The sequence below is a fragment of the Citrobacter gillenii genome (assembly GCF_013337685.1).
Taxonomy (GTDB): domain Bacteria; phylum Pseudomonadota; class Gammaproteobacteria; order Enterobacterales; family Enterobacteriaceae; genus Citrobacter; species Citrobacter gillenii.
Map to the genome: position 1 here is coordinate 1 of NZ_SUQN01000006.1, position 18,594 is coordinate 18,594.

At 48.3% G+C, this 18,594-nt stretch carries 8 protein-coding genes and 2 pseudogenes; 4 read left to right on the forward strand and 6 right to left on the reverse strand.

Annotated elements, in window-relative coordinates:
• On the reverse strand, nt 1-3,909 hold a 3,909-nt coding region (locus FCH32_RS14505; protein ID WP_174361106.1), incomplete at its 3' end, for an Ig-like domain-containing protein.
• 1,591 nt (nt 3,910-5,500) lie between these two features.
• Nucleotides 5,501-11,332 (reverse strand): autotransporter outer membrane beta-barrel domain-containing protein, encoded by a 5,832-nt coding sequence (locus tag FCH32_RS14515; protein ID WP_174361107.1) that lies wholly within the window; start codon nt 11,330-11,332, stop codon nt 5,501-5,503.
• Between the two features lie 1,038 nt (nt 11,333-12,370).
• Between FCH32_RS14515 and FCH32_RS23470 the strand changes: the two genes are divergently transcribed.
• Nucleotides 12,371-12,574: a transposase gene (locus FCH32_RS23470; RefSeq protein WP_174361108.1), complete on the forward strand. Its 204-nt coding sequence runs from the start codon at nt 12,371-12,373 to the stop codon at nt 12,572-12,574.
• Between the two features lie 1,132 nt (nt 12,575-13,706).
• Here the strand turns inward: FCH32_RS23470 and FCH32_RS14525 are convergent.
• The 4 genes and pseudogenes from FCH32_RS14525 to FCH32_RS14540 all read right to left on the reverse strand — a co-directional run.
• A pseudogene (locus FCH32_RS14525) lies at nt 13,707-13,964 on the reverse strand (ISNCY family transposase); the annotation flags it as partial.
• Nucleotides 13,955-14,755, reverse strand: a pseudogene (locus FCH32_RS14530) (DDE-type integrase/transposase/recombinase); the annotation flags it as partial. The pseudogenes FCH32_RS14525 and FCH32_RS14530, both read right to left, overlap by 10 nt.
• Nucleotides 14,756-14,998: 243 nt before the next feature.
• Nucleotides 14,999-16,146 (reverse strand): IS3 family transposase gene (locus FCH32_RS14535; RefSeq protein WP_165620774.1). Its coding sequence is split into 2 segments (ribosomal slippage): nt 14,999-15,909 and nt 15,909-16,146, totalling 1,149 coding nucleotides; the frame shifts between segments, so codons are not numbered across the junction.
• 32 nt (nt 16,147-16,178) lie between these two features.
• Nucleotides 16,179-16,595, reverse strand: coding sequence for a hypothetical protein (locus FCH32_RS14540; protein ID WP_244958426.1), 417 nt, complete (start codon nt 16,593-16,595; stop codon nt 16,179-16,181).
• A 417-nt stretch (nt 16,596-17,012) separates the two neighbouring features.
• Here FCH32_RS14540 and FCH32_RS14545 point away from each other — a divergent pair, with 417 nt between their 5' ends.
• From FCH32_RS14545 to FCH32_RS14555, 3 genes are all read left to right on the forward strand, one after another.
• On the forward strand, nt 17,013-17,594 hold the full coding sequence (locus FCH32_RS14545; protein ID WP_100191007.1) for a YagK/YfjJ domain-containing protein: 582 nt from the start codon (nt 17,013-17,015) through the stop codon (nt 17,592-17,594).
• Nucleotides 17,595-17,681: 87 nt separating this feature from the next.
• Nucleotides 17,682-17,888 (forward strand): helix-turn-helix transcriptional regulator, encoded by a 207-nt coding sequence (locus FCH32_RS14550; protein ID WP_174361109.1) that lies wholly within the window; start codon nt 17,682-17,684, stop codon nt 17,886-17,888.
• A 102-nt stretch (nt 17,889-17,990) separates the two neighbouring features.
• Nucleotides 17,991-18,566, forward strand: a complete 576-nt coding sequence (locus tag FCH32_RS14555) for a hypothetical protein (RefSeq protein WP_174361110.1) — start codon at nt 17,991-17,993, stop codon at nt 18,564-18,566.
• Nucleotides 18,567-18,594 lie beyond the last annotated feature (28 nt).

Consider the following 18,594-nt stretch of genomic DNA (forward strand, 5'->3'; position numbering starts at 1 on the left):
ACCCGTGACACTACCTACGTCATCACTTCCACTGACAATCTTCACCGAGTTTTCGATTACACTGAAATCAGTGCTTGCCTGGCTTTGCTCACCTGTGACCGGGTTTTCCACCCGGGCAGTGAGTTTATGCTCGCTGCCCGCAGCCAGAGCTGGGGTACTGAAGGTCCATGCATTGCCGGTAATTACCGCCTCACCCAGACGCGAGGTTCCATCGTACACCGCGACCACCTGACCGGCGGTCAGCGGGGCAGATACACTACCCGCTAATGCCAGCATGCCGTCATCGGTCGACTCACCATTCACCAGGGCCCCGGTCCGGGCACCCACGTCGTCAGTGACCGAATCAATAGTCGCCGTTTGAGTCAATGGAGTCGTAACCAGGACCGTGAAGTCAGCCGGAGCGGTTGCCACCAGTGCATTATCCCCGGAATCAACAATGCTTGCGGAAAGACTATGCGCACCAGCGTTTAACGCAGTCGAGGGGGTAAAGGACCATGTTGTACCATTGACCGTTGCATAATCAAGCAACGTAATACCGTCATAGATAGCGATTTTCTCGCCAGCAGCCAGTTCTGTTCCCAGAGTACCGCTCAGCGTAGGAGTGGTATCATCCGTCGTACCATTTTGGTCAACAGAGCCCATAACCATGCCGAAATCATCGCTGATTGCTCCCATTGTGAGCGTATTGACGCGAATCTCAACGGGTTGACTTGAGGCCGAAAATAGACCAGTTGCAGCATTTTCAACTCTGGCTGTCAGCGAGTGCAGGCCGATAGCAAGTGCTTTGGATGTAAAGGTCCAGTCTGTCGCAGTAACCGTTGCAATACCCAATCGGGTCGCACCATCGTAGATAACGACTTGCTCTCCCGCTGACAGGGACGCTGTCAGCGTACCCATGAGGACCGGCGTATTGTCATTTGTCGACTGACCGGAAGGTAAATCTCCGACAAAGGTACCTGATGCATTGTCATCTGATGCATGCAAAATGGTAGCTTGTGTTGTCGGCGGCGTCTGTACAGAAAACGAGTAGGTTGACTGTACACTTTCATTACCAGCTTGATCAGTGACCTTTACCGTTACAGGGTAACTGCCATCGCTAAGATTTGCGTTGGTTAAGACAATATTTGCGCGTCCTTTGCTATCTGTCACACCAGTGTAGTCAATACCATTAACAGTGATGACAACAGAAACCAAAGGTTCGCTTACAATGCAGATCGTCGGGCTGCTATTTAAATTCGAGATTAAACCATCACTATTACTGATGCCATCGTCCGATGCACTATCCACAAATGCACTTTGCACTGGAGCAGCGTTATCTACGATAACATTTACCGGATTGCTGTATCCGACGTTATTTGCCTCATCACGAACAAGGCTACGGAAACTATATTTCCCGTCTGCCAGAGCGGACTGTTGAGCCGTGGTAGTGGACCATGTTTTACCACCATCGGTTGAAACCTGATACACAACTGTAGACGCAGTATCCTGGCCGGACAGGCTGAGATCGAAGGTGCTGTCCTGGGTGAGCAAGTCAATCGCGCTGGAACCTGTATCGTCAAAATTAGCCAATAGCAACGTACCGGCAACCACAGTTTGGTCAAGCGTAAAGGTAAGTTCGGTGACAGGGCTATATCGCCCCGCGGCGTCTGACTGACGCACTTGAATTGTATGTGAACCTTCTGTTGTGTTTAAGCTGACACCGTTCCCGGTCCCGGCCTGCCAAGAATGACCGCCATCAAGGGTGTACTCCCATGTTGCCCCCTCAACCAAACCACCGATCATTACACGAGCATCGGAGGTGACGCTCCTGTTCTGGCTGGTGTCATTAATGAGCTGGACAGTCAATGCCGCCGGATCAGAAATATCGATATTAAGACTGTACACGGGGCTTTCGCCGCTTACGTTACCCGCCTTGTCGGTTAAGGTATATGTAAATGTATGCGTTCCACCGGTCAAATCGTTCACTGGTGTCAATGTACCTGTGGCCCTGTCATAGACAGAAGCTACCAATACGCCATCCACATACAGATTCGGAGTATCGTTCAGGCCGCTCCCCACATTAAAGCCTGGACGTAATGCATCGGTAGTCCCGGAGGTGTTATTAACATCCTGAATACTACCCACATTATCATTGTAACTGGCAATCGCAGCAGGCACGCCCGGCGCAGTATGATCAATAATGAGAGAGAAAACAGCGCTTGTAGCGCTTTCATTTCCTGCAGCGTCAGTCAAAGTATAGGTGAACTGATGCGAACCTTCTGGCAAATCAACATCAGGTGTTAATGTACCAGTCGTTTTATTATACGTTGCTGCGGTTAATTTTCCATCTACATACAATTTGAGTGTATCGCCCAGACCCGTTCCCACATTGAAGCCTGGACGCAACGTATCGGTCACCTCGGAATTGCTACTGGTGTCCTTAATGCTCCCAACATTATCATTGAAGCTTGAAATCGCAGCAGGCGTCCCCGGAGCCGTATGGTCGATAATGAGGGTGAAAGCAGAGCTTGCATCGCTCACATTTCCTGCAGCATCAGTCAGGGTATAGGTAAACGTATGTTTACCTTCTGGCAAATCAACATCCGGCGTTAATGTACCGGTCGTTTTATCATACTTCGCTGGGGTTAACTTCCCATCCACGTACAGTTTAATTGTTTCCGTCAGGCCTGATTCAATCTTGAAGCCAGGTCGCAGATCGTCTGTCACAGTCGATGAGCTGTTCCCATTTTTTTCACTACCGATATCATCACTGTAATGGGCAAGGGGTAATGGCGTATTTGGTGCAGCCGTGTCAATTGTTACATGGAAAACCATGCTTTTATTACTGACATTACCTGCCGCATCAGTTAAAGAATATGTGATGGCATGAGTACCGTCAGGCAAGCGCGTAGTTGGTGTCAGTACCCCGGTTGTTTTGTCATACGTAGAGGCAACTAACTTGCCATCCACATACAAATTTGGCATATCGTTCAGGCCAATCGGTATTTTAAAACCCGGCATAGCATCTTTGGTTACTGCAACGTTAACAGTTACAGAGCTATCACCCGAATCATCGATATAATTGGTAATATTGGTCGTGATAGCTGGCGCAGTCAGGTCAACGACAAGTTCCAGGGCAGTACTCTGTGCACTTTCGTGGCCTGATTTATCCGTCTTTGTCCAGGTAATAGAATGCTTACCTTCGGTCAGAGCGGCATCAGGCGTAAGCGTCCCCTTCGCCTTATCATATGTCGCGGCCACTGCTTTTCCGTCGACGTATAATTTTGGCTTCTCGGTCAAACCGATGCCAATATTAAAGGCTGGCCGCGTGTCATCAGTACTGGTCGCCGTGCTTTGCCTGGATTGCTCGCCCCCTACATCATCCTGATAATTTGCGATAGCCCCTGGTGCTGGTTTCTCAGAAGGTTTTGTCGGTGTGGTAGGTTTTATCGGTGTGGACTGATGATTATCATGAGAATCATTATGATGGCTAAAAGGCAGAGAAATAGCTTCTGATCCAGCAGCCAACGCAAGGGCCGTTCCGATAATAGACCAACTTACTAGCGGTGATAAAGCGCCATCTGCCGCTTCTGCTGAGCTATACACCAGTGAGTCGCCTTCAATGGACGTTGCAGGCGTAATTGTAACAAGTTCTTGCTGTCCAGTGAAAGCGTGAATATCTAAATAAACAGGTTCATTGGCGATATCGTAAAAATCATCGATTTCTAAGAGGGATTTACCATCGACCTCCAGTTCCAGGTTCTGACCTTTACGTTTAACGGTCAACCCTTCCGGGGCTTTACCTGTTTCATTATCAATAAGTTCATAATGCGTCCCAGGCTGGGCATGAATGTGTTTTGTATTCCTTGATGAGAGTTTAACTGTTTTACTCTTCCCATCAGGAAGGCTCAGTCGAAGAACGAGGGCCATATGGTTCACCATTGCAATTTAGATGTAAAAAGTCCTGCGCAAACATACGCATATAGGGAGGGTACTGCTACAGCGCGCTTTGAGATATTTACAACGTCATCTAAAGGGCTCAATTAAAATCAAGGAAAGCTAAAATAGTAGCTTTGCTCTGCATTTGTTTTATATACATACGAGAAGAATAAATTAGAGAGGATTACGGATATATATGACCAGTACTAAAAATCGATAATGCACATGACTGTCATATCAAATGGAAAGACTGTGCTCATCTCATTCGGGGAAAAGAAGGTTGTTAACCGATTTGTACACATGTTTTGTCCCGGGTTACCCCCTATATCTGTGGATAACTTATTTTATAGTCAGAGGGCACACCCCTCAGTCATAACTCGTCCATTTCCTTCCCGTTTTCACGCTAAGGCCACAGCCCGGATTTACAGCCCTGTGCCAATAACGATTCTTCATCATCCGTCAACACGTGTTCCTCTCGGTCCAGATGACGTTCACTGAAGTGTGCACTTTGTCTCTGGCAGCTGGATGTTTTCTCCACATTTATCCTTTTATTGTTTTCTAACCTGGTTCGCAAAGTCTAGTTGAAAGCTGTAGCAGTCGGCTCTCCTCTCTGATGGCCTGTTGAGTTCGAAGTTCTTCGGGTACCTGTGTCAGATAAAACTGTTAAAGGCTGAGCAGCACTCTGGTCGTGCCCCTCCCAGGAAATGCCCCTCTTGTTACACGGCAGAGAACTTCCTTTAGCGGCCATTATTCTTTCAGAACAGCAATACCGTCATCCGGATACATTTGCACCATAAATCTCGCTTCTTTCATGGAAGCAGCAGCACGATTATGACCGGTGCGACTTCGACGAATAAGTGTCAGGGCAGCGTCTTCACTGCCGAGACGACGACCTGTATCGTTGATGCTATGTCATTTTCCCGTGTCCATCGAGCCTGTCTGGTACAGTATTACCGCCCGGAGCCTGCCTGCTTCCGAAGACGATCCGGGCTTCACACTCCCCACAGGTATAATTCGGAAAGCCCTCACCTGTTTGCATGCCTTCAGGGTTTCGCTGCTTTCCACAGGCTTAATGCTGCTGCTTGTCTGTCATCACCTTCGAGTAAAACATCATGTGCAGTCTGACGCTTACAGGGTCCGAACTCCTTTCTCAGACACTTATCTGCGTTATCGGTGTAGACCTGAATATGCTCTTTCGATAGGGCTTTTCACATTACAGGGCTCGGTGTCACTGGCACGTTAATTCAGATAAGCCGCTGACCTTACCGCTCCACATCTTCCTCCCTGCCGGGTGCAGACAGTGATGGCATCTGCAAACGGACCACCAGTGTGCTTTCCAGTAAAGTCCGGCGACAGTTACTGGCTGCATGGTCATTCAGAAAGCGTTCGTTCAAACGCAGCACATATCGCTGCCAGCGTCGATCAGCGTCCGGAGGGTGAGGTGCACATTATTCCCCCTGACGTGAGAGCGAGTCATACTGAGCCTGACTCACCCTGACCGGTGTGAAGTCCGGCGATAATGGCGTGAAGTGGGTAAACGTATCAGACCCGACGGCCCATTTTCCCGGATTACCTCTGAAGATCAGAATTGATATTGTATACCCATCATGGCAGTCGTATTACTGTACCCCTTGTCGCCGATTTCGACACCGACATTTGCCCATAGATTCACTTTTCGACTTACCTGCCCTTCCACTCCTGTTTTCACCTCACCAATATTGCTGACGCCCTCCTGATAGACGTTCATACCATCCATTCTGGTACCAAATTTCTTAGTGTTATGTATCCAGTTAATTTCCAAAAAAGGCTGAAAAATCCGGTTTTTTGCCTCATCGATTTTACTGTGCCCTCTGAGATGTGCACGCAAACCCAGTCGTGTTTGGAGGTTGTTATCGCCCTGACCAGAAACAGTTGTACCGTTAGATTCGCGATGGTCTTCAGCCTCGATCCCCATCCAGATAATCTGCGCCTGAGGCTGTATATACCATTCGCTTGTCATATCATTGTGGCTGATGAATTCCCCCAGTTTGTACGCGTAGCCCACTTCAAAAGACGTCGTGAACCCGCTGGACTTATAGGATTCATCCTGCAAATGCTGGCCTTTGACATCATTATCAAACCAGCTGTATTGCACCCAGCTGTCTGTATACATTCCCTGTTTTGTCTCTTCGTTCTGATACCAGGTGAGATATAAACCGGTGCTGTATCCATTAACTGAACCTTCAGCACTGTAGCCGGTTGGGTCTGAACGGGAATGGCTGTTATCTCTGCCGTATCCTGCCATTATACCCAGATGCCAACTCTGTAAATCATCACTTTCCCAGCGTGCCACATCCCCCCCCAACTGTATGACATAACGGTTACTTTGCGTATTGAGCTGACCCCCGTTCTCTTTCCAGCGAGTATGTTCCCCCACCTGCCGCAGCCACATACTGGTCTTTTTTCGATCCCCCGTCATGGCGTCGGTATAGAGTGTCTCACCCACGCGTTCATGAAGCCGTGTAGTGAACATGGTATTCGAAGCGGAAAGATTGGCGGTATAGCTGGCTGATTCCGGGCGAACAATGTTGGGTACTGGCTTTGTGGGTTCCGGCGATCCCGGCTCAGCCGGTATACCCCCTTGTGCACTGCTCAAAAACCAGTCGGGCCCTTTTTTTATTAAATTGTAATCATATGCCCCTGCTACAATACGTCCGGCTTTTACAAAGGTACCAGCTGACGTGCCGTTTACATCAATAATCCGGATACCCTCTACGGTCTGTGCCCCGCCGCCGCCAGGATTATTAATCTGTACAAAGGTCTTACCACTTGTGTTGCCATTCACCACTATTTTATCGGTCACAGAGCGGTCATTGCCTAAAACAGTATTGAGCATGACGGTACCCTCGAGACCATACCAGTTCGCTACAGTCAGCGTCCGCCCGACCGCTACGCCGCGCTGAGAAGGTGCAACAATATTAAGCCGGCCAGCAAGGCGCAGCTCATCAACCTGAGAATCACCGGTCATATTCCACAGGCTGACGACATCTATACTGACATCTGTCGGATCAATCCGGCCGGTTAAAACGGCACCATGCTTAAGAACTAAACGGGTATTTTCCAGACCGATAACATTACTTATAAGCCTTGCACCACCGTTACGGCCATCGAGTATCAGTTCCCCATTTTCAAGCAGCGTCTCCCCACTCCAGCCTGTATTGCCGACCAGCGTAAGTGTGCCTTCCCCTGTTTTGCGAAGTTTACCGCCAGGCTGAGTCCCGTCGGTAATATCACCGAAAAATGTAGTGCTGTCGGCGGGGGCTGCGTTTCTGACGGTCAGGATTGCACCATTAAGTCTGATCTCACCGCCATGACCTGCGAGGTCACTGGCAACCTGATCATAACCATTGATATCAAGTACTCCGCCGTTGATAATGACATCACTGCTGTGCGCAAAGCTGTGCGCAATATCGGTCTGAAGCGCGCCCGCCTCCAGTAAAGTGTACCCGGTGTAGGTATTAGCTGCGGACAGAACAAGTCGTCCGTCGCCGGCTTTAGTGAGACTTTTTCCATCCCAGCCGCTGGCGAACCCATCAACCGGTGCGGGTTGGTCAGTGAGGGCATGGTCAATTTCCATGCCTGTCCCCTCAGCAAGGGTGAATGATCCGGTGCCTGCTGCCCGGCTTTCTTCCGTCCAGGCCAGGCGGAAACCCAGAACATAATCCTGGCCATTGTCTGAAACATACCCGTTACGTAATAAGTAATCTGTTCCCGAAGGGAGGAGCGGATTATTGAGGAAATGACCCGTAATCCCGTCAGAGGTATGAATGAGGGTATAATTATTGTCTGTGACGCGACTGGCTTTGACAGGCGTCGGGCCATCTTGGAATCCTGTCACAATCAGTTGGCCGTCGAGTGTGGCAGTTTCGGCGATGATGGCAGGAAGAGCTTTGTCAGCCGAAAGAACTGCCTGCAACGTAGCGTCATGCGCCTGCGTGAAGCGTCCACCCACCGCCAACTGAGACTGTGCGAGCCCGAGCGCCGTTGTAGCACCGGAAGCGGTAGAGTAAGCCTTCGTCAGCGTAAACGCCCCATTCTGTTCAAAGGTGAGTATGCCTTTTCGCACCTCAATTTCACCCAGATGAGAACCAGAGGCGGTCAGAATGGTATTCCCGCGACCTTCCTGAATCAGTTTACCGGTACCGGATAACCCCCCATCGAAGGTCAGGACATCAGAACGATTAAATACCAGCGAACTATTGTCAATGATATTGCCAGCAATACTCCCTGAGGTGCCACCGTTACCGACTTGCAGTGTACCGTCATTAATTGTCGTGCTCCCCCCGTACGTATGATTGCCGGTCAAAATAAGTGTCCCTTTGCCCGCTTTAACCAGCCCCCCGCCTGAACGGGTACCGTCGGTTATAACTCCCGCAAACAATGTACTGTCCCCGTCAGTGGCATTGTTCGCGGTCAAAGTGGCACCATTGAGCCATATCTCGCCCGCGAGGCCTGCCAGGCGACTGGCGATCTGGGAATAACCATTCAGATCGAGGACTCCGCCATTGACGTTAAGATCACTGCTGTGTGCAAAACTCTCAGCAACGCCCGTCTGCAGCAGCCCGGCATTAAGAGTTGTTGCCCCGTTATAGGTATTGACTGCTGACAGAACGAGCCGCCCCTCGCCCTCTTTTGTCAGGCTCCTGCCATCCCAGCCGGTAAGAAAGCCGCCGACGGGTACCGTCTGATCAGACAAAACCTGGTCAATATCGAATCCCGTTCCCTCGCTGAGGGTGAAGTTACCGGTACTCAATGTCTGTTTTTCACCTGTCCAGGCCAGACGAAAACCTAGATTATAATCCTGACCGTCGGCGGATACGTAACCATCACGTATGAGATAATCGGCACCTGACGGAGCTAAAGGGTTATTGGTAAAATTACCGCTGATGCCATTGGTGGTATGAATAAGCGTATAATTATGCGTTGTAGCTTCGCTGGCTTTGACCGCCACTGGTCGATCGATAAATCCACTCATACCGAGGGTGCCGTCCAGACTGGCACTCTGCGCGGTGATGCGCGGTGAGAGACCCGAAAGGCCATCAAACATCACCGCAAGGTGAGCATTACTGGCCTGCGTGAAAGCCCCTCCAACCATAAGCGTCGTACTGACGCCGGTGAGCGTTGTGGTGGCATGTGAATGAGTGGTGTAATAATCAGAGGTGGTAAAATTACCGTTCTGTTCAAACTGCAGGGTTCCGGCACTCACGTCCACTGCGCCTGCGTAACTATTCATCCCCGAAAGTAATTGAGTCGCGTTGCCCTGCTTATTCAGATGACCCGTTCCACTGAACTGACCGCTGAAAAGCCCGGCCCCCTCACTCAGCGTCAGATTTTTCGCCCCCATTATAACCGTACCATTCCCGTCAAGACTGACGAAGGAGGTTCCATTGGTCGTCCCTGAAATATCAAGCTGACCGTTATTGATAACGTTCGCGGACGTTGCAATACTGCCATTATTCTTTAACATCAGCGTACCGCCAAGAAGGGTACTGACGCCTGCATATAAATTTGTGCCCGTAAGCGTCAGATTACCCTCCCCTTCTTTTGTCAGTGAACCACTGCCCTCTATGGCACCAGTCATCGTGAAAGAGGTCGCATCGCGGGTATCGAATGTTCCTCCGTCTGGACCCAGCGTAGTCATACGCGTTGTGGAGAAGGTTGAGGCTGTTTCCAGCGTGGCATTGTCCAAAGTCAGTCTACTGCTTAGCTCCCCAAGGTTAGCATCCCCGGAAATCTGTATCCGGCCCCCGCTAATATTCGTGCCACCACGGTAAGTATTTGTGTTGGTCAGGGTAAGCGTACCGGAATCTGTTTTGTATAAAACGCCTGGACCATCAATCACGCCCCCCATTACCAGGGTTGCACCATCATTCACATCTAGTGTGGCCCTCGTTGCGTTGAGGATGGTTGCACGTGAAGAGGTCAGATTAGCCAGAACTTCCAGCGTACTGTCGCCACTAAATGTCAGCATTCCTGTTGCAGCCCCAAGATTGCTGTCACTGGCAATCTGTACATTGCCGGCCATGATTGTCGTACCGCCAGCGTATGTATTGTTCCCGTTAAGGGTGAGTGTACCTGAACCTGTCTGACTCAGTTTCCCGAGCCCTGATATCACACTCCCGAAACTAATATTGTCTGCACGAGCGAATGCCAGCGTAGCTGTAGCGATAGAAAGAGCAACATTGCTGCTTATGCTGCCGTGAGTCCCCCCATCCCCAATCTGAACGGTCCCTGCGCTGATCGTTGTCGCGCCTTCAAAGGTGTTATTTCCTGTCAGAATAAGAGTACTGCCTGCCAGTTTACGTAAGCCCCCCACGCCCGAAATTTCACCTGGATAGGTTATATCAGACGAGCCGGCGTTAATACCCAGTACGCTATTGATATTATTAATATGGACATGGCTGGACTGGTACCTGTCACCAGCAAATGCCGTTCCCACTGTCAGGTTTCCTGCTTCAATAATAGTGTCACCGCTGTATGTATTATCACCCGCCCAGCTGACGTTCCCCCCTCCCCGGATTATAAACCGCCCGGTTTCTCCCCCGGTCATTCCCCCTGATTTGACCAGGGTCCCGCTTAGACGATCAATGATTAAAGTACCGTCATTGTGAAATGGCGAATTGATGCTGCCTAGCATATTAGTCGTGGTGTTATGATTGCCAGCCTGTAACGTGCTTCCTGCCAGGACCGTTGTCTTTCCTGCATAGTTATTTACTGCATTCAGCACAACCGTGCCGGGCCCGCCAATAGTGAGCTGCGTAACATTCGATACGGCACTTGTAATCTGCCCATTAAATATCGCGGTAACCCCCACATCAGCATCAATACGCCCCCCCAGACCTTCGGTGGCTCCGGGGCCCAACAACACGTTGCGATTTGTGGTAAAAGTATCCCCGGTGATGAAAAGCGTGCCTCTGCCCGTACTGTCTCCCAGTTGCAACCCATTGGTGAAGGTGGTTGGCGCGGCCCCCAGGTTAGTGTCGCGATCAACCTGCAGTGTACTGTTACCGATGACAATTGTACTTCTGGCGGCACCTGCCCGTAAGAAAGGATTGCCAGTGCTGGTATTGGTATTGCTGTAGGTGTTAGTTCCCGTAAATATAGCTTTTCCCCCGTTCTTAATGATTAAGGGGCTGGCAGAAAGGCCGCCACCTTCAATAAGGGAGTTAATGGTTGCAGTCATCCCATTAGAAATATTAATTTCTCTGCCTGTGAATAGCGGTGAGCCGTTAATAATACTACCCCCTGTCAGGGTGTAATCACTGGTACTAAAATTTAAATTCTGTACATTAACAGCCTCGTTGATAATGACGGTACCAGGGATTCCTGAAAACCAGGCATTGTTGCCCGGTGCATTTACCCATGAATGAGTCATACCTTCGCTATACCAAAGAGGAGATGTTGTATCCCAGATACCATTCCCGCCAGACGACTCTACGCCTGTTGGGGACCATATATATTCTTCGGAATACACCTCTGTGTTTGATATAACACTCACAAAAACAAAAAGATAATATGATTGTTTAACGACAAAGCATTTCTCAGATATCATCTTCGCCAGTGCCGATATGTTAGTCCAGAATTGCTTTGCGATAACGCATACAACACAGTGTGTAGTGTTCATTCTGTTCTCTTTTTGGCAAAGATGTTAAAAGGCATTTATATGAGCGTAGATGAAAACCTAGTCAGCAGGCTGAAAAAACTTTCAAATTCATAAAATTAATTAGCACGCTTATCGTTTTTAAATTTCAGAATACCTTTGTTTCTTAGACTAATTTAATTAAATTTTTATACCCACTGTCACATGGTGGAAAAGAAAGCCGAAAAATGGGAATTATATAATTTACTAACCGCACCTGAGGACTATATTAACTGCACTTTGTGTTATTCCTTGAACTTCAAGGTGTTTATGTCAAAAAAACCATAAGTGCGTTTGAGTTTATTATGCGTTTCCCGGTCCAGGCCGCAGCCTGTATTTAGATCGAGCAAAAGAGATAGACCAGCTCCCCTCGCTGCACTACGGCATTATCCATCGCATCCAGCAGCGAAAGGTTGAGGGGGGTTCTACCGCAGCCTTACGTGCCAGATCGACTTAACCGTTCGCACCGGGACGATTTTCGAGCACTCTAACATTCCTCGGCACAAATGGCTGTTCAGGTCACTGCCAAGAAGGGTAACTCTTCCATGTAGCTATCTAAGGAGCTGGACATCACGCAGAAATCAGCATGGTTTCTGCTCCAGCGCATCCGCTCGGCAGGCACGATGATCCAACTGGTAGGCTGTTGTCCATAATTGTAGAGGCTGATGAGACCTATTATTGGCGGAAAGCAAAACAATAAGCATAACAGCAAAAAGCTAGACGTAGCACTATCGGAAGAATTCCCGTTACAGGAATGAAAAACGCAACGCCTATGTGAAAGCGATCGTGCTGACGAGTACCGGTGCACTGGCTATCAAGGTAGCCAAAAAGAGCATCGTGGCACCCGGTTCAATCTTAAGTATCGACGAGCACACATCATACGAAGGGATGCTTAAATATACGCACATGCCTGTAAACTACAGCGCGAAGCAGTTCGTCGATGGTATGACTCACAACAACAACTTCGAGAGCGTATGAGCCATCCTGAAGTGCGGATTCTACGGAATCCACTACTGATTCAGCTCCCGGTACATGCAGCGCTATTCACATTCCGCCTGAACAAGAAAAGTACCACAATCAAAACGATGTCGCGCCTTGATGCCATTGTGCACAGCACGTTAAGTCACAGAACGACTTACTCAAATTTAATAATCTTATGGTTTTGCTAATGTACTGAGGGAGTTTATGAGCGGACAACTTGACAATACAGATACAACATTCGGTTACGATTGGAGGACTTAGTAGATTCGTCCCTGCCTGTTTATTAGTATGAAGTTCATCCTTGAACAGAGTGGGGACAAACTTCACTTCCTCGTAAAGTAGGAAAACGATGACCCGTCTGCCGGCCTTGTTATTACTGTGAATAAAGCTAGCTCAAGACTGGTATCACCTCCTTTGCATAATACAGCTTATGACAATCCTGCTACAGCTTATGTGATCATACCTTAAGAACAGAGCTGACGCGCTCTACAGCGATCCGGGTATTTTTTCTGGATCTTAAAAGGATCGCTTTAAAGATCTTATTGCTGGATCGAAGAACTATATATGTGGATAACCCGCTGAAGCAAAACTTAATAAAATATGCATTTCCAGTGATCAAGCATCGCGGCGTACTAGCTTATTTACGCAATGATGGTATTGCGCTTCCTCGCCAGTTCGCTCGCGTTGCTCGGTCACATGGCTGCGGCGAGCACTACTTCTATTCTATCTGCGTCACGCTGACAGGAAAATCAGGATGGTGATGTCCTCTGTAAAACGTCTTGCTCACCCGTTTTCTGACAAGTGTGTTGTAGCAAAGATTTATTTGCGTGGTGTAACACACTATATCGAGTGGTTTCTGAAACAGGGATGCCAAATGACCGTTAATGCAAAGCCAGCCAACACACAGAATTTCCTCTGGTGTTACTGCACAGGTTGCGTTGGAGCGGGAATCCTCATCATTAAGGGTGGTGAGTAATCAAGACAGTGTTGAATGGAACTGACAGTGAGTCTGATAGGTAATGTAATTGGGATGTTGAAACTGAATTTGTTTAACGAACTTGCAGGTAGAACCTGGAAAGGGATGTACCTGCCCACCCTTTTACGCTGTTGGCCTGGCAGGGAGTAATAATTAGTGGTGGATCTGCGCCAGGTCATCTTCCGACAGACCGGTCATTTTCATGACGGTATTGCGATCTATACCGTTCTGGAGCATTGTGCATGCGATTTTAAGGGTTGCTTCGCGTTCGCCTTTTTCAAGGCCGCGTTGCTCACCAATTTGCAGCCCTTCAGCTCTGCCCTTCTCTATACCTTTCTTGATGCCCTTCTGTTCAAGCTGTTGTACGATGCTCATAAGTGCGTCTCCGTGTTGCGGCACACGCTGAACCAGTGCTCATTCAGACATTCATCGCGAAATCGACCGTTAAAGCTGTCAATAAACCCATTCTGCGTTAGTTTTCCCGGCTGGATTAAACGTAACTCCACATCATGGTCAAAGGCCCGTTGATCCAGTGAGCGGCAAGAGAACTCCGGCCCCTGGTCCGATCTTATCGTCGGCGGATAACCCAGGAAAAATGCAATACTGTCCAGAATCCGCGTGACCTAAACGCCTGAAATCCGAAATGCGGTAATGATTGTCAGACACTCCTTCGTGAAGTCGTCCACACAGGTCATGCACTTGATTCTGCGACCGGTGGTCAACGCGACCATGACGAAATCCATTGACCCGGCCAGGTTGGATGCCGCCGGTCGGAGCAGCGGCAGACGCTCCGTTGCCAGGCCTTCAAGGCGAAGTAACTTCCAGATGCGGCGGTAGCTAAAACGCCTGGGCTCCAGTGCCAGTTCAGTGATGTGCCCTGATAAATGCGCCGGACGCTGAGCCTCATAGCGGCAGGTCGTCAGGGACAAACCTGTAAGCCTGCAAGCACTACGTTGCGACAGACCGGTCGCATCACACAAACTCAACGGCTTCCCGCTTCTGGTCTGTCGTTAGTACTTTCGTCCGAGAGCCACCAGAAGTACCTCCTTATCAAGCATGGCTCCGGCAAGTAGATTCTGGCGTCTGGTGTAAAAGGTGGTATCGGAAATGGCGTGCTTATGGCAGAGTTCATGGGCAGAAACTCCGGTTTCGTCCTCGTGGAGGACACTGATGATCTGTTCGTCGGATAAACGCTTCTTCATGGGGATGTCCTCATGTGATTTATGAAGACATTACTAACATCGGTGTGTATTAATCAACGGGGCGCAGGTCAGCTTTCCCCCTTCAGCTCCCCTGTAGATTATGGGAGTTCATTTTAAGATTCTGCTCTTTCTTCAGTGTTACAAGATCCTCGTTAAAGTCAGTGTGTGCATTAAATGCCTTGCCTGCTTCTGTAAACAGTAAATGACTAGTCTTTCTAAAGCCCCTGAATAGCCACGGATAATCTAGACACTTCCGAGTCGTTGATAATATTGGTTTTCATACTCCGTCGGTGGCATCTGATCGCTCGAACCATGTCGACGCTTACTGTTATAAAACATTTCGATGTAATCAAAAATATCGCTGCGTGCTTCTTCCCGTGTTCCGTAAATCTTTTTCTTTATCCGTTCACGCTTCAGTAGCTGGAAAAAGCTTTCTGCAACTGCGTTGTCGTGACAGTTACCACGACGGCTCATACTACCCTCCAGACCGTGTGATTTCAGGAACGACTGCCACTCATGGCTTGTGTACTGACTACCTTGATCAGAATGAACCAGAACCTGTTTTTGGGGATTACGTCGCCACACGGCCATCAAAAGCGCATTCAAAACAATATCTTTTGTCATCCGCGGTTGCATTGACCAGCCGATAACTTTGCGCGAGAACAGGTCAACAACTACGGCAAGATACAGCCAGCCTTCGTGGGTTCGGATGTACGTTATGTCCGTTACCCACCGTTCATCCGGTGCTTCCGGGTTGAACTGCCGCTGGAGTCTGTTGGGTGTCACGATACTGGCTTCACCTTTACGCGATCGTGGGCTTCGATACCCAACCTGAGCCTTTATCCCGGCACGCTTCATCAGCCGCCAGACCCGGTTAATCCCACATTGTTGCCCACTATCTCGCAGGTCGAGATGGATCTTGCGATAGCCATAAACGCAACCGGACTCCAGCCAGAACTGTTTGATTTGTCCTGTCAGTCTTATATCCGCCTGATGCCGTGGTGAATACGGCTGCTGAAGCCAAGCGTAAAACCCACTCGGATGAACATTCAGTACCCGACAGAGTAGGCGAACAGGCCAACAACAGGAGTTGTCACGGATAAAGGCGTACCTCAGTCGGACAGCTTTGCGAAGTACGCCGCGGCTTTTTTTAATATGTCCCGTTCGTCAGTAACCCGCTTCAGCTCCTTCTGGAGTCGACGGATCTCGGCCTGAGCATCTGACTGCTCTTTGTTGGTGGAAGAGTCCGGTCCGAACTTCTTTATCCAGGCATAAAGACTGTGGGTAGTGATATCGAGGCGTGTTGCAACGCTGGAAACAGAATGACCACGATCAACAACCTGTTTGACAGCTTCAATTTTAAACTCTTCAGGGTAACGCTTACTGCTCATGTGCACCTCTCTTTTAAGCCATTTTAAATGACTCAGAGGTGTCTGTTAAACCCGTGGCTATTCACAAGGCTCCATTCAGGCAAATCGATATCAAGAAGAGAGGGATTGTTATTGTTGGTATATAGTTTATATTCGGCATGAATATAATTAGCAACAAATGACAACGAACGTTCACAATCAATCCACTCAAGTTCACTAAAAGGTATTAACTTACCCTCAACCTCTCGCTTACTCTTTTCAAAGAAATCCTCCGCATCCCAATATTTAACCATTTCTTTTTTATTAATATAGTTAACACAAGACTCTTTGAAAAGAGTGGTATTATCTACTCTTTCCACTAATTCGCGAGACTCATCAGCATGCATTAGTGCAGAGTGAAAAATATCCCAAAAAAGCCATAAATTTACTCTTTTTGTCCAGAGTCGGGTCACTAGTTTTTCTGTACTCATCAGAACCTCAAATGCAACAACAATCGTAGAAAAAGACGTAGCACTCTACGTAGTATACTACGTTCTTATTTTGATTATCATAAGCCTCTCTACCTGCATTTCTTGCCTTGACTTCAATCATATCAGAGAAACTTTGACGTAAGTCATATAGAGCGTTTCACGGAAATACTAAAAATTGACTCTGCGCTCACCTAAGACCGTCAAGGATAGCAGGCTATATGAATGTGAAAACTGTAGAAAAATGGAGGCGTCTATAAGGTTAAAACATAATTAAGGTTAATTGGTATTATAGAGAGTAGATCTCAATCTAACATCCCAACCTTGGGATGTTACATATCCGTCATAAGTGATTGAACCCTGCTTGACAGAAAAAACAGATGCACTAGTTCCTTTGAATTCATCCAAAGGAACAGAGCAATGCAAAGACACTACCCACATTTAAAGAAAATCATCCCTAATGACTTCCTGCTGAATCTGATCAACCATCATCTTAATCAGATCCTAGCATGTCACGCCAAGATACTGGCGTTTCGAATGGATTTTGATTATCAGCGAGGCACTAATCGATTCATTCGTAACTCCTCGATCGAAATACAGGATGACCTCAGAGAGCTTACTCAGACAATGATCAGCCTTCCTGGCGTTATCGGTAGTTTCTGGGTACTGGAATGGACATTAGAAGGGGCAGTTCATGCCCATGCTATTTTTTATCTTAATGGCCGGGAACATCAGAAATCATTCCCATTCATTTTACAGGCAGGGGAACTGTGGCATCAAATTACCTATGGCGAGGGAAAATACCAGCGATGCAAACCAAAGGAATATCATCAGGACAACATTAACAATGTTGTTGAATATCACAATAACGAAGCCATAAACAGTCTCAGACGTATAGCCAGTTATCTAACAAAAGAAGACCAAAAATATGGTTATCTAATTTGGGGATGTAATGAGGTTCCTTCGCCTGCAAGGCAGGGTAGACCAAGAAAGTTTAGTTAGTTTTTAACAGCAGCACCGGTTGCTATGCCGGAGCGGGCAGCAGCAATCCCGACTTCGGTTTCCATTTAGCTACCGGAGAATTAAACCATGAACAGTAAACTATCCCTGTTTGAAGATCAGTTCGTTGATATGGCTTTCATCACCCGCCTGCTGGGGGTCAGTGATAAGTGGATTTACCGACTCATCAAAGATGGCATATTTCCAAAACCCATCAAACTGGGGCGAAGTTCACGATGGCTACAGAGTGAAGTGGAAGCCTGGCTACAGGCGAGAATCCACGAATCACGCAGCTAAATACCTCTCCTTACATATCACTTTCCTGACAGGCAAACTCTTTATCCTCTCATAGCGGAGGTTTGCGGCTGCCTGTCATTCAGTATTCAGGGATAATCCACCATGAAAGAGACAAAGACGCGATATAACAGTTTGCTAGTCAGCTATCAACGCTGGCTAAACGGGTTCACAAAACTGGCCATCATAAATGGCATGTGTCATCCCAATATTCAGGCCAGCCACCATCTGATGGTGGGCAGTCTGTACTTTCCCGGCGCAGGGCAGATGACTGCAGTGGTACCACAATGCCTTTACCGACTGATTTACGGAAGTCAGCATCCAGAGCCAGTGTCGGTATTGACTGATATGCAAATCAGCCTTGAGACAAGGCAAAAAACTTTACTGCACCACCCAATGTTGGAAGGAATATTACTGAGTGAATGTATCCGCCTGAAACAACGCCCACTGGCAAATAGACTGATTAACCTGTTGCAGCAATTCAGTTCACCTGAATATCGGCACAAACTGGTCTGGCTATGTTGGTACGATTTGATGATGGGTGCGACGCTGGAAGACTGGTTGGATAACCTGAAACGTAAGGCACCTGAAGATCTAGGCTTGTGGCTGATTGGACGGCAGGAGGAAAACATATCCCTCGCGCAAATGATGGATGAATATCTGCTATTTACCGGCCACTAATATCAGTTCCGATCTGTGCCGAACCGCT

Bases quoted from the DNA above. Each gene is read 5' to 3' on its own strand.
- FCH32_RS14550 (WP_174361109.1), top strand. From the start codon at position 17,682: ATGAACAGTAAACTATCCCTGTTTGAAGATCAGTTCGTTGATATGGCT.
- FCH32_RS14540 (WP_244958426.1), bottom strand. From the start codon at position 16,595: ATGAGTACAGAAAAACTAGTGACCCGACTCTGGACAAAAAGAGTAAAT.
- FCH32_RS14545 (WP_100191007.1), top strand. From the start codon at position 17,013: ATGCAAAGACACTACCCACATTTAAAGAAAATCATCCCTAATGACTTC.
- FCH32_RS14555 (WP_174361110.1), top strand. From the start codon at position 17,991: ATGAAAGAGACAAAGACGCGATATAACAGTTTGCTAGTCAGCTATCAA.
- FCH32_RS14515 (WP_174361107.1), bottom strand. From the start codon at position 11,332: ATGACTCATTCATGGGTAAATGCACCGGGCAACAATGCCTGGTTTTCA.